Consider the following 24,185-nt stretch of genomic DNA (forward strand, 5'->3'; position numbering starts at 1 on the left):
GTGCGCTGCCCCGGGATGTTTTCCCCTTCGCATGTGGACATTCACTACCATGCTGACTGAACAGAAAATCCCACTAGGCCAGTACATCGCTGCCTTCGTCGAATGGTTGACCAAACATGGTGCCAACTACTTCGACGCCATCGCATCGACCCTGGAAACGATGATCCACGGCGTGACGTTCGCGCTGACCTGGTTCAATCCGCTGGCATTGATCGGTCTGATTGCGCTGCTGGCTCACTTTATTCAACGTAAATGGGGCCTGACCGTTTTTGTCATCGCCTCCTTCCTGCTGATCCTCAACCTGGGGTACTGGCAGGAAACCATGGAAACCCTCGCGCAGGTGTTGTTCGCCACCCTGGTCTGCGTGGTCATCGGTGTGCCGCTGGGCATTGTTGCCGCACACAAACCGCTGTTCTACACCATGATGCGGCCGGTGCTCGATCTGATGCAGACCGTACCGACCTTCGTCTACCTCATCCCTACCCTGACCCTCTTCGGGCTGGGTGTGGTGCCTGGCTTGATCTCCACGGTGGTGTTCGCGATTGCCGCGCCTATCCGCCTGACCTACCTGGGTATCCGCGATGTACCGCAAGAGTTGATGGACGCCGGCAAGGCCTTTGGCTGCTCGCGCCGTCAGTTGCTCTCACGCATTGAACTGCCCCACGCCATGCCGAGCATTGCCGCCGGTATTACCCAATGCATCATGCTGTCGTTGTCGATGGTGGTGATCGCGGCCCTGGTGGGCGCCGACGGCCTCGGCAAGCCGGTGGTCAACGCACTCAACACCGCCGACATTGCCCTGGGCTTTGAAGCCGGCCTGGCAATCGTATTGCTGGCCATCATGCTCGACCGCATCTGCAAACAACCCGACGCCAAAGTAGGGGGTGATGCATGAGCATTATCCGATTCGACAATGTCGACGTGATCTTCTCCAAAGACCCACGCGAAGCGCTCAAGCTGCTGGACCAGGGCATGAGCCGTAACGAGATTCTGAAAAAGACCGGGCAGATCGTCGGCGTTGAAAAAGCCAGCCTGGACATTGAGAAGGGCGAGATCTGCGTGCTGATGGGCCTGTCCGGCTCCGGCAAGTCGAGCCTGCTGCGCTGCATCAACGGCCTCAACACCGTAAGCCGCGGCCAGCTGTTTGTGGAGCACGAAGGCCGCCAGATCGACATTGCGTCCTGCACGCCCGCCGAGCTGAAAATGATGCGCACCAAGCGCATCGCCATGGTGTTCCAGAAGTTCGCGCTGATGCCGTGGCTGACGGTGCGCGAGAACATCAGCTTTGGCCTCGAGATGCAGGGCCGCCCGGAGAAAGAACGGCGCGCGCTGGTGGATGAAAAACTTGAACTGGTGGGCCTGGCCCAGTGGCGTAACAAGAAGCCCGACGAGCTGTCCGGTGGCATGCAGCAGCGCGTCGGCCTGGCCCGCGCCTTGGCGATGGATGCCGATATCCTGCTGATGGACGAACCCTTCTCGGCCCTCGACCCGCTGATCCGCCAAGGCCTGCAAGATGAACTGCTGGAACTGCAACGCAAGCTGAGCAAGACCATCGTGTTCGTGAGCCACGACCTGGATGAGGCGCTGAAACTCGGCAGCCGCATCGCGATCATGAAAGACGGCAAGATCATCCAGTACAGCGTGCCGGAAGAGATTGTGCTGAACCCGGCGGACGACTATGTGCGCACCTTCGTCGCCCATACCAACCCGCTGAACGTGCTGTGCGGGCGCAGCCTGATGCGTACCGTAGAGAACTGCACCCACGTCAACGGCTCCATCAGCCTGGACCCGGGCGGCGATTCGTGGCTGGACCTGGCCGAAGGCAATGTGATCAAGGGCGCACGCCAGAACGGCACGCCGTTGAACCTGCAGAACTGGGCGCCGGGGCAACCGGTGGAAGGTTTGGGCCGGGTACCGACGCTGGTGGATTCCAATATCGGCATGCGCGATGCGTTGCAGATCCGGTATCACACGGGGAACAAGCTGGTGTTGCATAACAACAACCAGGTGGTGGGGATTCTGGGGGATAGCGAGCTGTACCATGCCCTGCTGGGCAAGAACCTGGGCTAGTCGGCACCGCAAAACCAACTGAAGAAACTGGGTCAATGTGGGAGCTGGCTTGCCTGCGATAGCTTTAGTGAATTCACCACAGCTATCGCAGGCAAGCCAGCTCCCACATTTGACCTCATTCCAAGCCTGGAACAGCGGCGCCAGTGACGGCGCCGCTCGGCTCAACCATCAGCTATAGACACGGCCAAGGAGCTGCCGATGGCTTTCAAACTGATCGAGCACGTCCCGGGTGATCTGTTCCTGGGCGAAGCCCATCAGGTCATATTCCTGAGGTCCGTTGTGCAGGTAGACCTCGGCCCGGTAGTAACGGGTGCGCTCTTCTTCGGGCAGGTCGCTCGGTGCCGAGGAGTAAGCATCCAGGCTCACTTCATAGACAAACGGGTTGCCCTCTTCCATCTCGATACGCACACCGATGCAGCGCTTGGATTTACCCAGCAGCGTCTGCACTTCCAGCCCTTGGTCACGCAGCACACTCGCCGCTTCTTCCAACGCAGGCGTAACGTGTTTGTCCATAAAGCGCTGTACCGTGCCCTGGCTCGGTTGCAGGTCCAAGGCGGTCAAACGTTCGCTGAAACCACGACGACCACGTTCGGCCAACTGCGCTTGCTCCTGTTCGATGGCCACATCCTGGCGCATCGCCTTGTGCAAACCGAACATAAACAGAATCAGCACCACCGAGAACGGCAGCCCCGCCAGCACCACCATGGTTTGCATGGCTTCGAAGTTACCCGCAAACAGCAGGCCGATGGTCACCAGGGTGATCACCGCCGACCAGAAGATCCGCAGCCAGTGCGGCGCATCTTCATCCACATTGCCGCCCTTGCACGAAAGGTTGGCCATCATCACCGCGCCGGAATCCGCCGGGGTCAGGAACAGCACAAAGCCCACGAAGATCGACACGCCGATCACGATTTTCGACGCCGGGTAATGCTCAAGCAGTTGGTAGATGGCCATCGACGGTTGCTCCAGCGCCGTCTTGCCCAACTCCACCGCACCGTGGTTCAACACCAGGTCCAGCGCCGAGTTACCGAAGATCGACAACCACGCCAGGGTGAAGCCCAGCGGGATCAGCAGCACGCCGGCCACCAGTTCACGCACCGTGCGACCACGGGAGATACGCGCGATGAACATGCCTACAAATGGCGCCCAGGAAATCCACCAGGCCCAGTAGAACAGGGTCCACAGGCCCATCCAGCGTTCAGTCTTGTCGGCGTCGCCTTCGTACACATACAGGTCGAAGGTTTTCAGCACGATACCGTTGAGGTAGTCACCGGTGTTCTGCACCAGGCCATTGAGCAGGTGCAAGGTCGGGCCAAACAACAGCACAAAGATCAGCAAGCCGCTGAACAGCACAATGTTGAGGTTGGACAGGCGGCGAATGCCGTTTTCCACACCCGACACGGCAGCGATGGTCGCCACGGTGCTCATCACAATGATCACGATCAGCAGGTTGGTGTTGCTGTGCTGCATGCCGAACAGGTTTTCAAGCCCCGACGACACTTGCATCGAACCAATCCCCAGGTTCGTCACCAGGCCCAGCAGGGTCACGAACATGCCGAAGCCGTCCACCGCGTGGCCGGCCGCGCCTTTGACCCAACGCTCGCCCACCAGCGGGTACAGCGCCGAACGCAAGGCCAACGGCTGGTTATGACGGTACGCGAAGTACGCCACGGCCAGGCCGACCAGCGCATAAATCGCCCAGCCGTGCAGGCCCCAGTGCAGGAACGTCAACTGCAACGCCTGGCGGGCTGCGCCATTGCTGGCGGCGGCGCCTTCGGGCGGGTTGAAGTAGTGATCCAACGGCTCGGAAGCCCCGAAATACAGCAGCGAGATGCCGATGCCCGACGAGAACAACATGCCGGCCCAGGCGCCGTAGCTGAAGTCCGGGGTGTCGTCCTTGCTGCCCAGTTTCAATTTACCGTAGGACGAAAACGCCAGGCCGACCACAAACACCAGGTAGGCCGCGATGACCACCATGTAGTACCAGCCGAAGCTTTTCGACAGCCACGCCTGGGCTACGCCGAGCATGCGCCCGGCCTCCTGCGGGGCGATGATCAGAATGGCGGTCAACAACAGAATGAGCGCGGTGGAGGTGTAAAACACCCAACCGTTGACCCTGACCTTTTCCGGCGGGGTCTTTATAAGAGAGGCAGAACTCATGGCGCAGATGCTCCGGGCAGTGCGAGAGAGAAACACAAGGCAACGGTTATCCCGGGACATCGATTTTTCGGCAGTCGACGGACGGGTGTTATAAAGACACCCCGAAAATTCTTGAGCCCCGCCTAGGCAGTGGCCAGGCCCTGATACGGCCTGTTTCAAGGGTTTTTGCAGGTGTCAGAGGACGTTGCTCACAGGTAGGAAAAATCTGTAGGCAGCGACCATTTGTCGCAGATCTTATTCTTTGTTGATTGAACGTTCAATCAAAACAAAATAGACTGGCCATCAAGCCGACGGACGTTTAACGCCCAACGGCAGGCCTAAGGAGAGGTGCTACATGCCCAAGGTCGGTATGCAACCCATACGCCGCCAGCAGTTGATCGAAGCCACCTTGACGGCCATCGATCAGGTTGGAATGGGAGATGCCAGCATTGCGCTGATCGCCCGTTTGGCCGGCGTCTCGAACGGCATCATCAGTCACTACTTTCAGGACAAGAACGGCCTGATCGCCGCAACGATGCGGTACTTGATGAATGTGCTGATCGAGAACGTCCACGAACGCAGGCTTGCGCTGAAGGACGACAGCCCACGGGCGCACCTTCGGGTGATCATCGAGGGCAACTTCGACGCCAGCCAGGTCAACGGACCGGCAATGAAAACCTGGCTGGCCTTCTGGGCCACCAGCATGCACCACCCGTCATTGCACAGGTTGCAGCGGATCAACGATCAACGTCTGTATTCCAACCTGTGCTGCCAGTTCCGCCGAGTGCTACCGCTGCCGCACGCACGCAAAGCAGCCAGAGGCCTGGCGGCCCTGATCGACGGTTTGTGGTTGCGCGGCGCCCTGTCGGGAGACGCTTTCGACACGGAGCAGGCGCAACGGATCGCTTACGAATACATGGATTTCCAATTGGCCAAGCAGGTGAGTTAGAGCACACATAAACGCTCAACCCCTGAACGTCTGCCGCTCAGTGTTGCCACAACCCCATGGCCCACTTTCGGCGGGTAACGCCAACCACTTATGCACTTGCGAGGACTTTATGGCCCGTTTCGAACTGCAAAAACTCTACATTGACGGCGGCTACAGCGACGCTGGCAGCGATGCCACCTTCGAAGCCATCAACCCGGCTAACGGTGAAGTTCTCGCCCAAGTGCAACGCGCCACCAAGGAAGATGTGGAACGTGCCGTGGTCAGCGCTGAAAAAGGCCAGAAAATCTGGGCCGCCATGACCGCCATGGAGCGTTCGCGCATCCTGCGCCGTGCCGTCGACATCCTGCGCGAGCGCAACGATGAGCTGGCCGCCCTGGAAACCCTGGACACCGGTAAAGCCTTCTCCGAAACCCAATACGTCGACATCGTCACCGGCGCAGACGTGCTGGAATACTACGCAGGCCTGGTGCCAGCCATCGAAGGCGAGCAGATCCCGTTGCGCGACACTTCGTTCGTCTACACCCGCCGCGAGCCGCTGGGCGTAGTAGCCGGTATCGGCGCGTGGAACTACCCGATCCAGATCGCCCTGTGGAAATCCGCACCGGCCCTGGCGGCGGGTAACGCGATGATCTTCAAGCCAAGCGAAGTCACTTCGCTGACCACCCTGAAACTGGCCGAGATCTACACCGAAGCTGGCGTTCCAGCCGGTGTGTTCAACGTGCTGACCGGCAGCGGCCGTGAAGTCGGCACCTGGCTGACCGAACACCCGCGTATCGAGAAAGTCTCGTTCACCGGCGGCACCGACACCGGCAAGAAGGTTATGGCCAGCGCTTCGAGCTCCTCGCTCAAAGAAGTGACCATGGAACTGGGCGGCAAGTCGCCGCTGATCGTGTTCGAAGATGCCGACCTGGATCGCGCCGCCGACATCGCCATGATGGCCAACTTCTACAGCTCCGGCCAGGTCTGCACCAACGGCACTCGCGTGTTCGTGCCGAAACACCTGCAAGCGGCGTTCGAAGCCAAGATCGTTGAGCGTGTTGCGCGCATTCGTGTTGGCAACCCACAAGACGAAAACACCAACTTCGGCCCGCTGGTCAGCTTCGCCCACATGGAAAGCGTGCTCGGCTACATCGCCAAAGGCAAGGAAGAAGGCGCCCGCGTACTGTGCGGCGGCGACCGCCTGACCGACGGCGAATTCGCCAAAGGCGCCTATGTGGCCCCGACTGTGTTCACCGACTGCACCGACGAAATGACCATCGTCCGTGAAGAAATCTTCGGCCCAGTAATGAGCATCCTCACTTACGAGACCGAAGAAGAAGTGATCCGCCGCGCCAACGACACCGATTTCGGCCTGGCCGCAGGTTTGGTGACCAAGGACCTGAACCGCGCCCACCGCGTGATTCATCAGCTGGAAGCGGGTATCTGCTGGATCAACGCCTGGGGCGAATCCGACGCCAAGATGCCGGTTGGCGGCTACAAGCAGTCGGGCGTTGGCCGTGAGAACGGTATCAGCTCGCTGAACAACTTCACCCGCATCAAATCGGTACAGGTTGAGCTGGGCGACTACGCCTCGGTGTTCTAAACCACAGGCGCCTGGGAGTCGCCTTTGTGGCGAGGGAGCTTGCTCCCGTTGGGCTGCGCAGCAGCCCCATCCCAGGCCCCGCAGTTCTCCAGACCGAACTCGTTCGCTGGTTTTGCGACTGCTGCGCAGTCGAGCGGGAGCAAGCTCCCTCGCCACAAAAGCAGCTTGAACCACTTATATGAGGGTGCATTTATGTCCCAAGAATACGATTACATCATTGTGGGTGCCGGCTCCGCCGGTAACACCCTGGCGACCCGTCTGACCGAAGACGAAGGCGTCACCGTCCTGCTGCTGGAAGCCGGCGGCCCGGACTACCGTTTTGACTTCCGTACCCAAATGCCTGCCGCGCTGGCGTTCCCGCTGCAAGGCCGTCGCTACAACTGGGCCTACGAAACCGACCCTGAGCCACACATGGACGGCCGCCGGATGGAATGCGGTCGCGGCAAAGGCCTGGGTGGTTCTTCGCTGATCAACGGCATGTGCTACATCCGTGGCAACGCCATGGACTACGACAACTGGGCAAAACTGCCAGGTCTGGAAAACTGGACCTACCTCGACTGCCTGCCGTACTTCCGTAAAGCCGAAACCCGCGACATCGGCCCCAACGACTACCACGGTGGCGACGGCCCGGTCAGCGTGACCACGCCTAAAGCCGGCAACAACCCGCTGTTCCACGCGATGGTTGAAGCCGGCGTACAGGCCGGTTACCCGCGTACCGACGACCTGAACGGCTACCAGCAAGAAGGCTTCGGCCCGATGGACCGTACCGTCACGCCTAAAGGCCGTCGCGCCAGCACCGCACGCGGTTACCTGGACACGGCCAAGAAGCGCTCGACGCTGACCATCGTCACCCACGCCCTCACCGACAAAGTGTTGTTTGAAGGCAAGCGTGCCGTGGGCGTGCGTTACCTGATCGGCGCGGCTGAAGAACGTGTTGAAGCCCGTGCGCGTAAAGAAGTACTGGTGTGCAGCGGTGCAATCGCTTCGCCGCAACTGCTGCAACGCTCCGGTGTGGGCCCGGCCAAACTGCTGGAAAGCCTCGACATCCCGGTGGTCCACGACCTGCCCGGCGTCGGCGAAAACCTGCAGGACCACCTTGAGCTGTACCTGCAATACGCCTGCACTCAGCCAGTGTCGCTGTACCCATCGCTGCTCTGGTACAACCAGCCGGCCATTGGTGCCGAATGGCTGTTCAACGGCACCGGCATCGGCGCCAGCAACCAGTTCGAAGCGGGCGGTTTTATCCGTACCCGTGAAGACTTCGATTGGCCGAACATCCAGTACCACTTCCTGCCGGTCGCGATTAACTACAACGGCAGCAACGGTGTGAAAGAGCACGGTTTCCAGGCGCACATGGGTTCCATGCGTTCGCCGAGCCGGGGCCGCGTGCAATTGAAGTCGAAGAACCCACGGGACTATCCGAGCATCCTCTTCAACTACATGGCCACCGAGCAGGACTGGCAGGAATTCCGTGACGGCATCCGCCTGACCCGCGAAATCATGCAGCAGCCGGCGCTGGATCAATACCGTGGCCGTGAAATCAGCCCGGGCATTGACGTGCAAACCGATGAGCAGTTGGACAAGTTCATCCGCGAGCACGCCGAAACTGCGTTCCACCCGTCCTGCTCGTGCAAAATGGGCACCGACGAGATGGCTGTAGTGGATGCCGAAGGCCGCGTGCATGGCATGCAGGGGCTGCGTGTTGTGGATGCGTCGATCATGCCGATCATCACCACCGGCAACCTCAACGCGCCGACGATCATGATCGCCGAGAAAATCGCCGACAAGATCCGTGGCCGCAAGCCACTGCCGCGCAGCACTGCCGACTACTACGTCGCAGGCGATGCGCCGGTGCGTGGCAAGCCGATGCGTGAAGTCGGCCCTACTGCGCAGTAACCCGTTGATCGTTCCCACGCTCTGCGTGGGAATGCATCCTGTGACGCTCTGCGTCACGACCTTCAAAAGCGGACGCAGAGCGTCCAAGGCGGCATTCCCACGCAGAGCGTGGGAACGATCACCTATGCTAGCCTCTGGGACTGCGCTGCCCTCAAGGAGGTCCCGATGTTCGACGCCCACCCCACCCTCAAACAACACTTCAGTGCCCTGCGCACCCGCGCCGAATTCTTCTCGTTGCGTTATGTGCGCGAATCCGGCCAGTACCTGTCGGTACGCAAGAACGTCGCCGAGCCGCCACACCTTAGCCACGACGAGGGCGCCATGCTCACCGTGCGCCTCAACGGCGTGGAAGCTTATGCAGCAACCAACGACATTTCCCTCGCCGGCCTGCAAGCAGCCCTTGAGCGCGCCGAACAGCAAGCCCGGCAGATTTCGCCCCATGCCCTGCTCGACTTGCACACACAACAGGTCTCCAGTGACGTGGCCGACTACCTGTCGCCCGACCTCGACCAGCCCTTCCCATCCCTGAGCGACTGCTACCAACTGCTCGGCGATGAATCCGCCAGCGTGCCCAAGGATGAGCGCCTGGTCAGTTGGGAAGTCAGCCTGGGCACCACGCGGGTTGAACAGATCTACCTCAACAGCGCCGGTGCCGAGCTGCGCCAGGCTCAGCGTTTCGTCTTTCCGGGCCTGAGCGTCACCGCCTTCGACGGCAACGACAGCCAGACCCGCACCCTGGGCGGCACCAACTTCGGCCAGCAAGGCAGTGCGAACGTGATTCGCCGCTTCGGCCTGGCCGGCGCCGCCCGCACAGTCGCCGATGAAGCCCTGCAACTGCTGCTCGCGCCGAACACGCCCCACGGCCCGCGTGACCTGCTGCTGATGCCCGACCAGATGATCCTGCAGATCCACGAGTCCATCGGCCACCCGCTGGAACTGGACCGCATCCTGGGCGATGAGCGTAACTACGCCGGCACCAGTTTTGTGAAGGCCAGCGACTTCGGCCACCTGCAATACGGCTCGCCCTTGCTCAACGTGACCTTCGACCCGGACATCCCCGAACAGCTCGCCAGCTATGGGCATGACGACGACGGCACGGCCGCCAGCAAGCAGTTCCTGATACGCGATGGCCTGCTGCTCAAGCCCTTGGGTGGCGCGCTGTCGCAATTTCGCGCGAACCTGCCAGGCGTGGCCAACAGCCGCGCGTGCGGCTGGAATCGGCCGCCCATCGACCGAATGGCCAACCTCAATATCGAGGCCGGCGACAAGACCCAGGCTGAGCTGGTCAGCGGCATCGAGCACGGCATTCTGATGAGCACCAACCGCTCCTGGTCCATCGATGACGCACGCAATAAATTCCAGTTCGGTTGCGAGTGGGGCCAGCTGATCGAAAACGGCGAACTCAAGGGCGTGGTCAAAAACCCCAACTACCGCGCCATCTCCGCGCAGTTCTGGCGCAACCTCAGCGCCGTCGGCGACGCCAGCACCTTCCAGGTGTTAGGCACGCCCAATTGCGGCAAAGGCGAACCCAACCAGGTGATCCGCGTGGGCCACGCTTCACCGGCGTGTGTGTTCAGTGATATCGACGTGTTCGGGGGAGATGCCTGATGAATAACTTCAAGGCACTGGTGGGTTGGCTCAAGCAAGCCGTCACCGACAAGGAACAGTTTCACCTGGGCTACGCTGACGAGTCGTCCGAGTTCGTGCGCTTCAACCACGCCAAGGTGCGTCAAGCGGGCCAGGTGCAACAGGCCAGCCTCAACCTCAAGCTGATCAACGATGGCCGTCACGCCGACCTCGGTATCACCCTTGCCGGTGAGCCGGCGCTGGATCGCCAGCGCCTGGCCGACGGCCTGCAACAACTGCGCGAAACCCTGCCATTGTTGCCGCAGGATCCTTACCTGCTGCTGAACCACAACGCCTGGCAAAACCACAACGAACAACTGCGACCGCTGCCGGAACTGGCCCAGGTGCTGGCAGATATCAGCCAGGCCGCCGAAGGTGTGGACCTGGTGGGCTTCTACGCTGCCGGCCCCATCAGCCGTGGCTTTGCCAGTTCCGACGGCGCGTTCGGCTGGCATCAGGCCAATAGCTTCAACTTCGATTTCAGCCTGTTCCACGCCAACGGCGAAGCGGTGAAAGCCAGCTACGCCGGGCACACCTGGGACAGCGCCGAGTTCACTGAGCGTTTCCAGCGGGCGCGTGAGCAGCTGGAATTCCTCGGCCGCCCGTTGCACAAGCTGCCTCCCGGCCAGTACCGCGCCTACCTGGCCCCGGCGGCGCTGGAAGAAATCTTCAGCATTGTCACGTGGGGCGGGTTTTCCGCCCAGGCCATCGCCAGCAAAGGCAGTTGCTTGCAAAAGCTCTACACGGGTGAGCAGTCGCTGAGCCCACTGGTGAAGGTCGATGAGCAGATCAGCGGCTCGTTGAGCCAAGCGTTTTCCACCGAAGGTTACCCACGCGGCGACGTCACGCTGATCAACGCCGGTAAAGCCGAGGGCCAGTTGATCAACTCGCGCAGTGCTGCCGAATATGGCCTGAGCACCAACGGCGCCAGCAGCGACGAGTCGCCCAGCGCCTTGCAGATGGCCGCAGGTAACCTGCCCCAGGCCGATATCCTCAAGCAATTGGGCACTGGCTTGTACATCAGCAACCTGTGGTATCTGAACTACTCGGACTTGCCGGCGGCACGCCTGACCGGCATGACGCGCTTTGCGACGTTCTGGGTCGAAGACGGTGAGATCAAGGCGCCGGTGAGCACCATGCGGTTTGATGACAGTGTCTACAGCCTGCTCGGTTCGCAGCTTGAAGCGCTGACCTCGGAACGGGAACTGCTGCTGTCGGCGAGTACGTACAGCCAGCGCAATACCTCCTCCAACCTGCTGCCGGGGGCGCTGGTCAAGCGCCTGACGCTAACGCTGTAAATACAATTGCCCCTGTGGGAGCTGGCTTGTGTGGGAGCTGGCTTGCCTGCGATGCAGTCACCTCGGTGTGTCAGTCACACCGCAGTGATGCCATCGCAGGCAAGCCAGCTCCCACATAGGCCAGCTACCAGACAAGCCAGTTCCCACATAGGCTTGTATTGATTTCAGACACCTCGTTTCATCCCTTCCTACCGCAAAATCCCATCTAACACTTCTCCCCGGGCGGCCTGTTGTCGCCCGCAAAAAACCTCGTTATAACGGTTAGTGGCATCCCGCCACCCACCCCACGAGAGCATGACCTTGCCCGGGAAGGGCAAGCTGGAGCGTTGACATGAACCATGGAAGTTTTGTCATAGAGAAGCTGTTCAAGCACTACAACGTTCATGTTGAGCAGCTAGGAAACGATTCGGAAAAAAAGACGGTCTTGATGGTCAACGGCGCGCTGTCCACCACACGCTCTTTCGCGCGAACCAGCAAATGCCTGGCGGAGCATTTCAATGTGCTGCTGTTCGACCTGCCGTTCTCCGGCTATTCGCGCGAGCACAACACCGACCTCGAGCTTGTGACCAAGGACGACGAGGTGCAAATCCTGCGCGCGCTGGTGGAGCGCTTCGAGGTCAACCATCTGGTGTCGGCCTCCTGGGGCGGTATCTCCACCTTGCTGACCCTGGCCCACAACCCGCCCTCCATCGAAAGCTCGGTGGTGATGGCCCTGGCGCCCAACCTCAACCAGGCGATGCTCGACTACGTGGAGCGCGTGCGCGTGTTGATCGAAGCCGATGACAAATCCGCCGTCGGCCACTTGCTCAATGAGACCGTCGGCAAATACCTGTCGCCGCGCCTCAAGCGCAACAACCATCGGCACCTGTCGAGCATGGCCACCACCGAGTACCGCCAGGCGCGTTTCCATATCCATCAGGTGCTGGCCTTGGGCGATGGTAATTACCTGCCGGCGCTGACCCGGATCGAAACCCCGGTGCACTTCCTCAACGGCGCACTGGATGAATACACGCCGGCGGCCGAGGCCCAGTTGTTCAAGCGCTATGTCGGCCGCAGCAGCTTTGCGGTCGCCGAACACACCGGCCATCTGCTCGACCTGGAGTCGCGCGAAGCGGCCATGTCGGTGCACCGTGCGCTGTTGGATTTCCTGGTGGGAGAGCACGCAACACTGTCGGAATTAGACGAACCGCCAGTGGGAAAAGGGGCGACGGATGGCGCATAATCGCCAACACATAGCCTGCTAATAAAAGGGTTCACATGCCGAATCGCGCCCCTCTCGATGCCAAGACCGCCCGCTGGCTACCCTGGGTGGTAGCGATTGCCTTCTTCATGCAGTCGCTGGACGGGACGATTCTCAACACCGCCCTGCCGGCCATGGCGCGGGACTTGGCGGAAAACCCGCTGCGCATGCAAGGGGTGGTGATCGCCTACATGCTCACCGTCGCCTTGCTGATCCCGGCTTCGGGCTGGGTGGCCGACCGCTTCGGTACCAAAAAAATCTTCTTCGGCGCGATCATGCTGTTCAGCATTGGCTCCTTGCTGTGCGCCTTGTCGAGCACCTTGACCATGCTGGTGGGCGCGCGGGTCATCCAGGGTTTGGGCGGCGCGCTGATGCTGCCGGTCGGGCGGCTGGTGGTCTTGCGTGCTTATCCGCGCTCCGAACTCGTACGTATCATGGGCTTCATCACCATTCCCGGCCTGCTCGGCCCCTTGCTCGGCCCGACCATGGGCGGCTGGATGGTGCAATACCTGACCTGGCACTGGATCTTCCTGATCAACCTGCCTGTGGGCATGGTCGGTTGCTACGCCGTGTGGAAACTCATCCCCGACTTGCGCGGCAGCGAACGCACGCGCTTTGACAGTGTAGGGTTTGTACTGTTTGGCGCGGCGATGGTGCTGATTACCATCGCCATGGAAGGCCTGGGCGAACTGCACCTGCCGCACCTGCGGGTGATGTTGCTGCTGTTCGGCGGGCTCGCCTGCCTGGCCGCGTACTGGCTGCGTGCCGGGCATATCGACAACCCACTGTTCTCGCCGGTACTGTTCAAGACCCGCACCTTTGCCGTGGGCATCCTCGGCAACCTGTTCGCCCGGCTGGGCAGCGGCGCACTGCCGTTTCTGGTGCCGTTGCTGCTGCAGGTGGCACTGGGTTACTCGCCCTCCGAAGCCGGTATGAGCATGTTGCCCCTGGCGGCGGCGGCGATGTTTGCCAAGTCCATCGCCCGGCCACTGATCGAGCGGCTGGGCTATCGCATTGTGCTCACCGGCAACACCCTGGCGCTGGGCATCATGCTGGCCAGCATGGGCCTGGTCAGCGAACACACGCCCTACCCGCTGCTGCTGTGCATGCTGGCGGTGCTGGGCGCAATCAACTCGCTGCAATTTACCGCGATGAACACCGTCACCCTGATCGACCTCGACGACGCCCAGGCCAGCAGCGGCAACAGTTTGCTCTCGGTGGTGGCGCAATTGTCCTTGAGCCTGGGCGTAGCCTGTGCCGGTGCCCTGCTCGGCGGCTTTACTGCCGAAGCGGGCAATGACGGCGTGGAAAGCGTGCTGGGCGCGTTCCAACTGACCTTCCTCACCGTGGGCATCATGGCCATGCTGGCGGCGGCGATCTTCCTGCAACTGTCGCCAAAAGACGGCAAACGGGTGGTCAGCCGCGAGCACGACCTTGAGCATTAACAGGCTTCTCGTCTAGAACTTGCAGGGAAAATCCCACAGGGCTGGTACACTGCGCGACATTTTGTTTTGCAGAGCCAGTCCCGTGACTACCATCGCCACCGCTTTTAATACTTTGCCCCTGTCCGCCGCCATGCTGGCTAACCTCGACTCGCTGGGTTACGTCGAGATGACGCAGATCCAGGCGCAAAGCTTGCCGGTGATCCTCAAGGGGCTGGACCTGATCGCCCAAGCCAAGACCGGCAGCGGCAAGACCGCCGCCTTCGGCATCGGCCTGTTGAACCCGATCAACCCGCGTTACTTCGGCTGCCAGGCACTGGTGATGTGCCCGACGCGTGAGCTGGCCGACCAGGTCGCCAAGGAAATCCGTCGCCTGGCGCGTGCCGAAGACAACATCAAGGTACTGACCCTGTGCGGCGGCGTGTCCCTCGGCCCGCAGATCGCCTCGCTGGAACACGGCGCCCACGTCATCGTCGGCACACCGGGCCGTATCCAGCAGCACCTGCGCAAAGGTTCGCTGGTGCTGGACGGCTTGAACACGCTGATCCTCGACGAAGCCGACCGCATGCTCGACATGGGCTTCTACGACGCCATCGAAGACATCATCAGCAAGACCCCGCCACGCCGCCAAACCCTGCTGTTCTCGGCCACCTACCCGGTGAGCATCAAGCAGCTGGCCTCCAAATTCATGCGTGCGCCGCAGCAGGTGAAGGCCGAAGCCTTCCACTCCGACGACCAGATCGAGCAGCGTTTCTACGAGATCTCGCCGGAAGAGCGCATGGACGCGGTGACCAAGGTACTGGCGCACTTCCGCCCGGCGTCGTGCGTGGCGTTCTGCTTTACCAAGCAGCAAGTGCAGGAAACTGTGGATCACCTGACCGCCAAAGGCATCTCCGCCGTCGGCCTGCATGGCGACCTGGAACAGCGCGACCGTGACCAGGTACTGGCGATGTTCGCCAACCGCAGCACTTCAGTGCTGGTGGCGACCGACGTCGCCGCCCGTGGCCTGGACATTGACTCCCTGGACATGGTGATCAACGTCGAACTGGCCCGCGACTCGGAAATCCACATCCACCGCGTAGGCCGTACCGGCCGCGCCGGTGAGACCGGTATTGCGATCAGCCTGGTGGCGCCGTCCGAAGCCCACCGTGCCCAAGCCATTGAGCAACTGCAAAAGTCGCCGCTGAACTGGGACCAACTGGACAACCTCAAGCCGCAAAGCGGTGGCCCGTTGCTGCCGCAGATGAGCACGTTGTGCATCGCCGCCGGCCGTAAAGACAAGGTGCGCCCGGGCGACATCCTTGGCGCACTGACCGGTGACGCCGGGATTCCGGGTGCCCAGGTCGGCAAGATCGCGATCTTTGATTTCCAGGCGTTCGTGGCTGTTGAGCGCGGGATCGCCAAGCAGGCGTTGCAGCGTTTGAATGACGGCAAGATCAAAGGCCGCTCGTTGCGCGTGCGGATCCTCTGACCTGATCGTTCCCACGCTCCGCGTGGGAATGCCGCCATGGACGCTCTGCGTCCGCTTTGTGACGCAGAGCGTCACGGGATGCGTTCCCACGCAGAGCGTGGGAACGATCTGATCTGATGAACATGAGGAAACTGTTTTGCGCTCGACCGAAGTTGTGATCATTGGCGCCGGCGCCGCAGGCTTGATGTGCGCGCTGACCGCCGCCGGGCGTGGGCGCAAGGTGATGCTGATCGACCACGCCAACAAGGCCGGCAAAAAGATCCTGATGTCCGGCGGTGGCCGCTGTAATTTCACCAACATGTACACCGAGCCGGCCAACTTCCTCTCGCACAACGCGCATTTCTGCAAGTCGGCCCTGGCCCGCTACACCCAGTGGGATTTCATCGGGCTGGTGGCCAAGCACGGCGTGCCGTACCACGAGAAAAAGCTCGGCCAGCTGTTCTGCGATAACAAGTCCAGCGACATCCTCGGCATGCTGCTCGATGAGTGCATCCAGACCGGCGTGAGCCTGCACCTGGACACCTCCATCGAGGAAATTGCCAAAGTCGACGGCGGCTATCAACTGCAAACCACCTTGGGCGAACTGCGCTGCGAATCCCTGGTGATCGCCACCGGCGGCCTGTCGATTCCGACCCTGGGCGCCACCGGTTTTGGTTACCAGGTGGCCAAGCAGTTTGGCCACGAACTGCTGCCGACCCGCGCAGGCTTGGTGCCGTTCACCATCACCGACCAGCTCAAGGAGTTGTGCGGCGAGTTGTCCGGTACGTCCGTGGATTGCCTGGTGAGCTGCAACGACCAGAGCTTTCGCGAGAACATCTTGTTTACCCACCGTGGCCTCAGTGGCCCGGCGATTTTGCAGATCTCTTCCTACTGGGAGACCGGTGACACGGTTGAAATCAACCTGCTGCCCGACCACGACGCGCACACCTGGCTGCAACAGCAACAGGTCGAGCACCCCAACAGCGAGCTGAAAACCCTGCTGGGTGAGATCTTCACCAAGAAGATGGCCAATCTGTTGGCGCAGATCTGGTTTGTGTCCAAGCCGATGAAGCAATACACCCATGCCGAAGTGGCCGACATCGCGCAAAAGCTGTCGAGCTGGCAGTTGGTACCGGCGGGCACCGAAGGCTATCGCACGGCCGAGGTGACGCTGGGTGGCGTGGACACGCGGGAAGTGTCGTCCAAGACCATGGAGTCGCTGAAAAGCCCGGGCTTGTACTTTATCGGTGAAGTGCTGGATGTGACCGGTCACCTGGGTGGGTTCAACTTCCAGTGGGCATGGGCTTCCGGTTACGCAGCCGCCCAATACGCCTGAAGAATGTACACAGTCAACAGGTGGGAGCTGGCTCGTCGAATCGTCGCACCGCTGCGATAGCGGTGTTGGATTCACCGCCGCTATCGCAGGCAAGCCAGCTCCCACAGTAGTTTCGTGGTGTTCTTAGGATGTTGGCTGGAATAAATTTTGCTGTTACATGTGATCGCCACGCTTGCCGTGGCGTCATTACTGGCTCAATTTAGCGGCATCGTCCCGGAAGACTCCAGACTTCATGTCATCGACCTCGTTCAAGCAGTCCATGCGGCGCCTGTGGGCGCTGGATAAATTCAGTTACAGCGTTCGGGTATTCATCGCCCTCACCGGCAGCATGGCGCTGTGCTGGTATCAAAACGAAATGACCCTGCTGATCCCGCTGTTCCTGGGGATTATCGCCAGCGCCCTGGCCGAGACCGATGACAGTTGGCAGGGCCGCCTGAATGCGTTGGCGGTAACGCTGGTGTGTTTCAGTGTTGCCGCGCTGTCGGTTGAACTGCTGTTCCCTTATCCGTGGATCTTCGCCATCGCCCTGGCCCTGGCCAGCTTCTGCCTGACCATGCTCGGCGCGTTGGGCGAACGGTATGGCGCGATTGCTTCAGCGACGTTGATTCTGTCGGTGTACACCATGATCGGCGTGGACCAGCGCGGTGGCGCCGTCACCGACTTCTGGCACGAGCCGTTGCTGCTGGTGGCCGGCGCCGCGTGGTATGGCGCGCTGTCGGTGCTGTGGCAGGCGCTGTTTTCCAACCAGCCGGTGCAGCAAAGCCTGGCGCGGTTGTTTCGGGAGCTGGGGCGTTACCTCAAGCTTAAATCGTCGCTGTTCGAGCCGATCCGCCAACTGGATGTGGAAGCGCGCCGCCTGGAACTGGCCCAGCAAAACGGCCGGGTGGTGGCGGCGCTGAATGCCGCGAAAGAAATCATCCTGCACCGCGTAGGCAATGGCCGCCCCGGCTCAAAAGTCAGCCGTTACCTGAAGCTGTACTTTCTGGCCCAGGATATCCACGAACGCGCCAGCTCGTCCCACTACCCTTACAACGCCCTGGCTGAAGCCTTCTTCCACAGCGACGTGCTGTTCCGCTGCCAGCGCCTGTTGCGCCAGCAAGGCAAGGCCTGCCAGGCCCTGGCCGAATCGATCCAGCTGCGCCAGCCGTTCATTTATGACGACAGCTTCGCTGAAGCCCTGGGCGACCTGAACGCCTCCCTGGAACACCTGCGCATCCAGAGCAACCCGGCCTGGCGTGGCCTGTTGCGCTCGTTGCGTGCGTTGGCCGCCAACCTGTCCACCCTCGACCGCCTGCTCGGCGATGCCAGCAACCCCGACTCCCTGGCCGACGCCACCGACAGCAGCCTGCTGGACCGTGCCCCGCGCAACCTCAAGGAAATGTGGACACGCCTGCGCACGCAACTGACGCCGACGTCACTGCTGTTCCGTCACGCCCTGCGCCTGCCGCTGGCACTGAGTATCGGCTATTGGATGGTGCACTTGATCCACCCGTCCCAAGGCTACTGGATCATCCTCACCACCCTGTTCGTGTGCCAACCCAACTACGGCGCCACGCGGCGCAAGCTGGGCCAGCGGATCATCGGCACCGCCATCGGCCTGACCGTGGCCTGGGCGCTGTTTGATCTGTTCCCAAACCCTTTGGTGCAGTCGATGTTCGCCATCGCCGCAGGCCTGGTGTTCTTTATCAACCGCACCACCCGCTACACCCTGGCCACGGCGGCGATCACCCTGATGGTGCTGTTCTGCTTCAACCAGGTGGGCGACGGTTACGGGCTGTTCCTGCCACGCCTGTTCGATACCTTGCTGGGCAGCTTGATTGCAGGCCTGGCGGTGTTCCTGTTCCTGCCGGACTGGCAAGGTCGGCGCCTGAACAAAGTGCTGGCCAACACCCTGACCTGCAACAGCATTTACCTGCGCCAGATCATGCAGCAATACGCCGCCGGCAAGCGCGACGACCTGGCCTACCGGCTGGCGCGGCGCAATGCGCACAACGCCGACGCGGCGCTGTCGACCACGCTGGCGAATATGCTCATGGAACCTGGGCATTTCCGTAAGGAAGCCGATGTGGGCTTCCGCTTTCTGGTGCTGTCGCACACCTTGCTCAGTTACCTTTCCGGGCTGGGTGCGCATCGGGAGACTCAATTACCGGCCGACGTGCGTGAACATCTGATCGACGGCGCCGGTAACAGCCTGGCGGCGAGTATCGACGAAATCGCCACGGGGCTGGCCAACAAGCAGCCCATCGCGATTCAGAGTGATGCCGAGGAAGCGTTGGCGGCGGACCTGGAGCAGATGCCCGATGAGATCGATGAAGGGCAGCGGCTGGTGCAGACGCAACTGGCGTTGATTTGCCGGCAGTTGGGGCCGTTGCGCACGTTGGCGGCGCATTTGATCAAAGATACCAGCGCAGCGTAGACCGCCATCGCAGGCAAGCCGGCTCCCACCTTTGAAGGTGTTCGCCATTCAAAATGTGGGAGCTGGCTTGCCTGCGATGGGGCCAGCAGAAACACTACATCCCATGCTCCTTCATCAACCGCGCATAACTGCCATCTGCCTTCATCCGCGCAATCTCCCGATCAAAGCTGGCCACGATCTGTTCATGCTCCGGGTTCTTCAGGCTCACCAGAATATGCAGGCTGTTCTCGCTCAACGGCTTGGGTAAAAACTCCACCGCGTTGCGCACCCGTGGCGACTCCCGCGCCAGGTAATAGCGGGCCACAAACTCATCTTCCAGCGTCAGCTTGACGCGTTTGGCCGCGAGCATACGCACCGCCATGGCGAAGTTATGCACCGGCACTTTCTGCAACTGCGCATCCTGGTCGAACGCCGCCGAATAGGCGTAGCCGCGCACCACGGCGATGGGATCGTCGTGCAGTTGCTCCAGGTTCTGATAATCGATGGGGTCGTCGCGGCGCTTGATAAACCGCACGCGATTCATCAGGTATTCGCCGGAAAACTGGCCCAGCTTGGTGCGGGCATCGTCGTACCAGGCGTTGATCAACACGTCATAACGGCCATCGCCCACGCCCATCAGCGCCCGCGCCCATGGCACTTGTTCGAAATCACTGGCATAGCCTGCTCGGGCCAGCGCCGTACTGACAATATCAGTGGCCAGGCCGCCGTTGATCAAGGTCGAATCGGTAAACGGTGGCCATACATCCGCTACCAGTCGCAGGCGCTGCGCCACCGCCGGCTGAGCCAGCAGCAACACTCCTATTAAAGCAACGGCACGAGAAAATCGCGGCATGCTCAAAGTCCTTGGCGGGCAGGCATTGGCCTGATAACAGTAGCTCATCAATGAGCCTGTATTGCAGATTACACAAAGAAGCCTGTGGCGATCGGACTGAATGATGGCAAATTGACGCCATTCACAAAAATGCTCAATTTAGACAGGACGTGCGGCGGCGCTTACTATCGGCCACAGACATTAATAAGGGAAAACGCCATGACGGTTGAATGGGTCTGCAAACATCACGAAGACCTCGGCAAAGAGCAGCTGTACACCATTATGCGTCTGCGCAATGAGGTGTTTGTCGTCGAGCAAAAATGCGTTTATCAAGACCTCGACGGGCAGGATCTTTCGGGCGATACCCACCACTTGATGGCCTGGCAAGATGACGTGCTGGTGGCCTACCTGCGCCTGCTGGACCCGGAATCCCAGGGCGGTGATGTGGTGATTGGCCGGGTGATCGTCGCGCCGGTGGCACGCGGTACCGGGCTGGGGCACCAGATGATGGAAGAAGCCCTCAAGCGCATTGAAGACATCTGGCCGCAGACGCCGATCTATCTGTCAGCCCAGGCGCATTTGCAAGGGTATTACGGCAAGTATGGGTTTGAAGTGGCGGGTGAGGAATACCTGGAGGATGACATTCCCCATATTGGTATGCGGCGCCAGTAAGGACGCCATCGCAGGCAAGCCAGCTCCCACACGTTGAATTGCGAATACTTCAAGTGTGGGAGCTGGCTTGCCTGCGATGAGGCCAGAGCTGCAAGCACCCGGTTCAGGGATAACCCAGCACCTGCTTGACCGCCGCAAGGTTCGCCTCGATCCAGCGCCGATCAATCGCGCCCCAGCTACGAATCCGATAACGCCCGGCATGATTGCGCGCGCCATCCTCCTGCTCAAACTCACACACAATATCCAGATCAGCCAACGCCGCAATCGTGTCCTGCGCCGTGCGCCGTGGCATCCCGGTGGCGTCGGTGAGTGCCGGCACGCTGCTGGCCTGGCCGCTGTCGATCAGGTAGGCCACATACAGGCGGCGGTAGAAACTGCTTTTGGTCTTGCTCACATCCATGCTCGACGCCTTTTGAAGTTAGGGCTTGCCCTGCAAGTCGCGATACGTGAGGTACACCCGCAGGTCGAACTCCACCTGATGGTAGCCCGGCATCATGTACTCACAGAGTTTATAGAACGCCTTGTTGTGGTCCGATTCCTTGAAGTGCGCCAGCTCGTGCACCACGATCATGCGCAGAAACTCCGGTGCGGCTTCCTTGAACAGCGCCGCAATGCGGATTTCTTTCTTGGCTTTGAGGTTGCCGCCCTGCACCCGTGAAATCGTGGTGTGCAGGCCCAGGGCGCGGTGGGTGAGGTCCAGGCGGTTGTCGAACAGCACTTTGTCGATGGCCGGCGCGTTGCGCAGGTGTTCCTGCTTCAACGCCAGGGCATAGCTGTACAACGCCTTGTCGCTCTGCACGCCGTGGCGCTCGGGGTAGCGTTGCTCCAGGTAGGCGCCCAATTGGTCCTTGGCGATCAATTGGCGCACTTGCTCCTGGAGCGCTGCGGGGTAGGCCTGGAGGTATTTCAGCGCGGTCATGGGGCTCTGCAACACGGTTCGAATGGCCGCCAGTGTAGCGAATTCACAGCAGACGAGGGTGGGACCAGGCAGCCACTTCCTCCGCCACCAACGGTTGGGCAGCCAACGGCCCCTGAATAAATGCGCAGCCATTGGCCTTGAGCCACGTTGACTGCTCGAGGGTTTCCACACCCTCGGCGATCACCAACACCTCAAAATGTGCGCATAACTGGATGATACTGCGCGCCATTGCCGCGTCCCGTACCGAGCCTGGCAGGCGCGCCACCAGTTGCGGGTCGAGCTTGAGCGTATCGAACTCCAGGTCCCGAAGGTGGGCCAGGGAGCATTGGCCCAGGCCGAAGTCATCCAAGGCAATGCGCACGCCAATCTGGCGCAATAACTTAAGCTGCTTATGGGTCTCTTCCAGGTTACTCATCAGGCTGTCTTCGCTGATTTCCACCTCCAGCTGGCGCCCCTGCAACCCATGTCGTTCAAGGACCTGCTGCAGTTGGCTGGCGAGGTTGGGCATATTGAACTGGCTGGCACTCAAGCTCACGCTCAGCACCAACTCTTGATCGAAGGTGGCTTGCCAGGCTTGGCGCTGGGCAGCGACTTGCTGGTAGATCCAGGCGCTCAACTGGCTGATCAGCCGCGCCTCTTCAAGCAGCGGCAAGAATAAGCCCGGCGGCACATCGCCGACGCTGGGGTGCTGCCAGCGCAGCAGCGCCTCGACACCGCGCAAGCGCCCGTCTTCCAACGAGACCTGGGGCTGGTAGACCAGGGTGAAGTCCTTGTTGTGAATCGCGGTGCGCACGCTGTCTTCCAGCATCAACCGCGAACGGGCGCGGCCGTTCATTTCCTGATCGTAATAGCGATATTGCTGACGGCCCGCGCGCTTGGCTTCGTACATGGCGATATCCGCCGCACGCAACAGGCCGCTCAGGTCGGAGCCGCAGTCCGGGAACGTCGCGATGCCGATGCTGACGCCGAGCATCACCTCCAAACCGTCCACTTGCTGGCACACAGACACTCTTTCGATCAGTTTTTCCGAAATCTTGGCGGCCTGCTCCGGGCACTCCAACTCCAGCAATGCGGTGAACTCATCCCCGCCCATACGCCCGAGAATGTCGCAGGAGCGCAAGCAGGCCTGCATCTGCTCCGAGACCCAGCGCAGCACGCGGTCACCCGCGTCGTGGCCCAACGAGTCATTGACCCGTTTGAAACCGTCCAGGTCCAGATACAGCAACACCAGCGACTGCTCGTTACGCTCGCTGCGCAGCAAGATGTTCTCCACCGCCTGGTGAAAGCCGCGCCGGTTCAACAGCCCCGTCAACGGATCGGTCACGGCCTGGAACTCCAACTGCTGGTGCAGATGGCGTACCTCGGACATGTCCAGCACGGTCACCACCATGGCCTTCTGCTCGGCGGGCAGCGGTGCACAGGACAACGCCACGGGCACCTGCTGACCACGGCCGGTGCGCAAAATCGCGTCGTGCTGACGCCACGTTTCACCCCGGCGGTATGCCTCGTACATCGGGAAACTCAACCACGCGGGCACATGGGGCTTTTGCAGGAAACTCAAGAAGCTCTCGCCCTGCAACTCGGCCATGGTGGCGTTCAGCAAGCGTGAAATAGCCGGGTTGGCGTACTCGATCACACTGCCCTCGCCCACCACCAACAGGCCTTCGGCGGCGTTGTCGAGCACCGAGGCGTTGAAGGCACGCGCCAACTCCAGGTCGTGGCTCAGGCGCTGCAAGGCACGGCGGTTGCGCTGCTGCTCCAGCAGAGCCTGAACCTTGGGCTTGAGGACATGCGGGTCAAAGGGTTTGAACAGATAGTCGATTGCGCCGCTGGCATAGCCTTCCTGCACAGCGGCGGACGATTGGGCGTGGGCCGTGAGAAAGATAATCGGCGTCATGCGTGTGCGCTGGCTGCCACGCATCAGGCGTGCGACTTCAAAGCCATCCATGCCGGGCATGCGTACATCCAGCAAGACCAGGTCGACCTCGTGGGCAAGCAGCAACTCCAAGGCTTCCAGCCCGGAAGCGGCCGTGATCACGTGCCAGTCTTCACGCTGCAAAAGCGCACGCATGCTGATGAGGTTTTCCGGGTAGTCATCGACGACCAAAAGAACCGAACTGCCATCGCCGGGGTGTGGAGCGCAATCCATGCTACGTCTCTTCCTTGAGGGGCTGCACCGGTCACTTCTGCTACAAAAACCGGACAAACACTGAGGGCTCACTCTAGCCCCGCTTTAAAAAAAGCAGAAGTGACGTGGATGCCATCATTGCGCCAAAGCTCAGGAAGCCGACTAACGGTCAAGCCCTACAGCCCACGGCCTGTGGGAAACATGGCTTTTT

General features: G+C 61.0%; 18 protein-coding genes. 13 read left to right on the forward strand and 5 right to left on the reverse strand.

Annotated features, from left to right (window positions below):
• The first annotated feature begins 49 nt into the window (after nucleotides 1-49).
• Nucleotides 50-895, forward strand: a complete 846-nt coding sequence (gene choW, locus GIW28_RS12120) for a choline ABC transporter permease subunit (protein WP_017139374.1) — start codon at nucleotides 50-52, stop codon at nucleotides 893-895.
• Complete coding sequence (choV, locus tag GIW28_RS12125) at nucleotides 892-2,070, forward strand: choline ABC transporter ATP-binding protein (protein ID WP_017139375.1); 1,179 nt, start codon at nucleotides 892-894, stop codon at nucleotides 2,068-2,070. The genes choW and choV overlap by 4 nt, the downstream gene beginning before the upstream one ends.
• A 168-nt stretch (nucleotides 2,071-2,238) precedes the next feature.
• Here choV and GIW28_RS12130 read toward each other — a convergent pair whose 3' ends face one another.
• Nucleotides 2,239-4,173 carry a BCCT family transporter gene (locus GIW28_RS12130; protein WP_236447278.1) on the reverse strand — a complete coding sequence of 645 codons (1,935 nt, stop codon included), beginning with the start codon at nucleotides 4,171-4,173 and terminating at the stop codon, nucleotides 2,239-2,241.
• A gap of 391 nt (nucleotides 4,174-4,564) precedes the next feature.
• Here GIW28_RS12130 and betI point away from each other — a divergent pair, with 391 nt between their 5' ends.
• The 10 genes from betI (at nucleotide 4,565) to yccS (ending at nucleotide 19,444) form a co-directional block, all read left to right on the forward strand.
• A complete protein-coding gene (gene betI / locus GIW28_RS12135; RefSeq protein WP_010207128.1) occupies nucleotides 4,565-5,158 on the forward strand; it encodes a transcriptional regulator BetI in 594 nt (197 codons plus the stop codon).
• Between the two features lie 109 nt (nucleotides 5,159-5,267).
• A complete protein-coding gene (gene betB, locus GIW28_RS12140) occupies nucleotides 5,268-6,740 on the forward strand; it encodes a betaine-aldehyde dehydrogenase (protein WP_017139377.1) in 1,473 nt (490 codons plus the stop codon).
• A gap of 192 nt (nucleotides 6,741-6,932) precedes the next feature.
• Nucleotides 6,933-8,636 carry a choline dehydrogenase gene (gene betA, locus GIW28_RS12145; RefSeq protein WP_017139378.1) on the forward strand — a complete coding sequence of 568 codons (1,704 nt, stop codon included), beginning with the start codon at nucleotides 6,933-6,935 and terminating at the stop codon, nucleotides 8,634-8,636.
• A 165-nt stretch (nucleotides 8,637-8,801) separates the two neighbouring features.
• A complete protein-coding gene (locus GIW28_RS12150) occupies nucleotides 8,802-10,244 on the forward strand; it encodes a TldD/PmbA family protein (RefSeq protein ID WP_017139379.1) in 1,443 nt (480 codons plus the stop codon).
• Nucleotides 10,244-11,560 carry a TldD/PmbA family protein gene (locus GIW28_RS12155; protein WP_236447276.1) on the forward strand — a complete coding sequence of 439 codons (1,317 nt, stop codon included), beginning with the start codon at nucleotides 10,244-10,246 and terminating at the stop codon, nucleotides 11,558-11,560. Before GIW28_RS12150 ends, GIW28_RS12155 begins: the two co-directional genes overlap by 1 nt.
• Before the next feature lie 331 nt (nucleotides 11,561-11,891).
• Entirely contained in the window at nucleotides 11,892-12,782 is an 891-nt protein-coding gene (locus tag GIW28_RS12160; RefSeq protein ID WP_017139381.1) for an alpha/beta fold hydrolase, read from the forward strand.
• Nucleotides 12,783-12,817: 35 nt separating this feature from the next.
• Nucleotides 12,818-14,245, forward strand: coding sequence for a multidrug transporter subunit MdtD (gene mdtD / locus GIW28_RS12165; protein WP_017139382.1), 1,428 nt, complete (start codon nucleotides 12,818-12,820; stop codon nucleotides 14,243-14,245).
• Nucleotides 14,246-14,375: 130 nt separating this feature from the next.
• Nucleotides 14,376-15,713, forward strand: a complete 1,338-nt coding sequence (dbpA, locus tag GIW28_RS12170; RefSeq protein WP_232626477.1) for an ATP-dependent RNA helicase DbpA — start codon at nucleotides 14,376-14,378, stop codon at nucleotides 15,711-15,713.
• Between the two features lie 136 nt (nucleotides 15,714-15,849).
• Nucleotides 15,850-17,028, forward strand: a complete 1,179-nt coding sequence (locus tag GIW28_RS12175) for an NAD(P)/FAD-dependent oxidoreductase (protein WP_099550370.1) — start codon at nucleotides 15,850-15,852, stop codon at nucleotides 17,026-17,028.
• Nucleotides 17,029-17,260: 232 nt separating this feature from the next.
• Nucleotides 17,261-19,444: a YccS family putative transporter gene (gene yccS, locus GIW28_RS12180; RefSeq protein ID WP_138451593.1), complete on the forward strand. Its 2,184-nt coding sequence runs from the start codon at nucleotides 17,261-17,263 to the stop codon at nucleotides 19,442-19,444.
• Between the two features lie 94 nt (nucleotides 19,445-19,538).
• On the opposite strand, the gene GIW28_RS12185 is transcribed toward yccS, so the two are convergent.
• Nucleotides 19,539-20,276, reverse strand: a complete 738-nt coding sequence (locus GIW28_RS12185) for a substrate-binding periplasmic protein (protein ID WP_017139386.1) — start codon at nucleotides 20,274-20,276, stop codon at nucleotides 19,539-19,541.
• Between the two features lie 198 nt (nucleotides 20,277-20,474).
• Between GIW28_RS12185 and GIW28_RS12190 the strand changes: the two genes are divergently transcribed.
• Nucleotides 20,475-20,927: a GNAT family N-acetyltransferase gene (locus GIW28_RS12190; RefSeq protein WP_017139387.1), complete on the forward strand. Its 453-nt coding sequence runs from the start codon at nucleotides 20,475-20,477 to the stop codon at nucleotides 20,925-20,927.
• Between the two features lie 103 nt (nucleotides 20,928-21,030).
• Here the strand turns inward: GIW28_RS12190 and GIW28_RS12195 are convergent, their stop codons facing one another.
• The 3 genes from GIW28_RS12195 to GIW28_RS12205 are packed head-to-tail and all read right to left on the reverse strand — an operon-like array spanning nucleotide 21,031 to nucleotide 23,995.
• Nucleotides 21,031-21,327, reverse strand: coding sequence for a winged helix-turn-helix domain-containing protein (locus GIW28_RS12195; protein WP_017139388.1), 297 nt, complete (start codon nucleotides 21,325-21,327; stop codon nucleotides 21,031-21,033).
• A gap of 18 nt (nucleotides 21,328-21,345) precedes the next feature.
• Nucleotides 21,346-21,846, reverse strand: coding sequence for a M48 metallopeptidase family protein (locus GIW28_RS12200; protein WP_017139389.1), 501 nt, complete (start codon nucleotides 21,844-21,846; stop codon nucleotides 21,346-21,348).
• A gap of 43 nt (nucleotides 21,847-21,889) precedes the next feature.
• Nucleotides 21,890-23,995, reverse strand: coding sequence for a putative bifunctional diguanylate cyclase/phosphodiesterase (locus GIW28_RS12205; protein ID WP_169987535.1), 2,106 nt, complete (start codon nucleotides 23,993-23,995; stop codon nucleotides 21,890-21,892).
• Nucleotides 23,996-24,185 lie beyond the last annotated feature (190 nt).

The sequence above is a fragment of the Pseudomonas sp. PA-5-4B genome (assembly GCF_021606215.1).
GTDB classification, from domain to species: Bacteria; Pseudomonadota; Gammaproteobacteria; order Pseudomonadales; family Pseudomonadaceae; genus Aquipseudomonas; species Aquipseudomonas edaphica.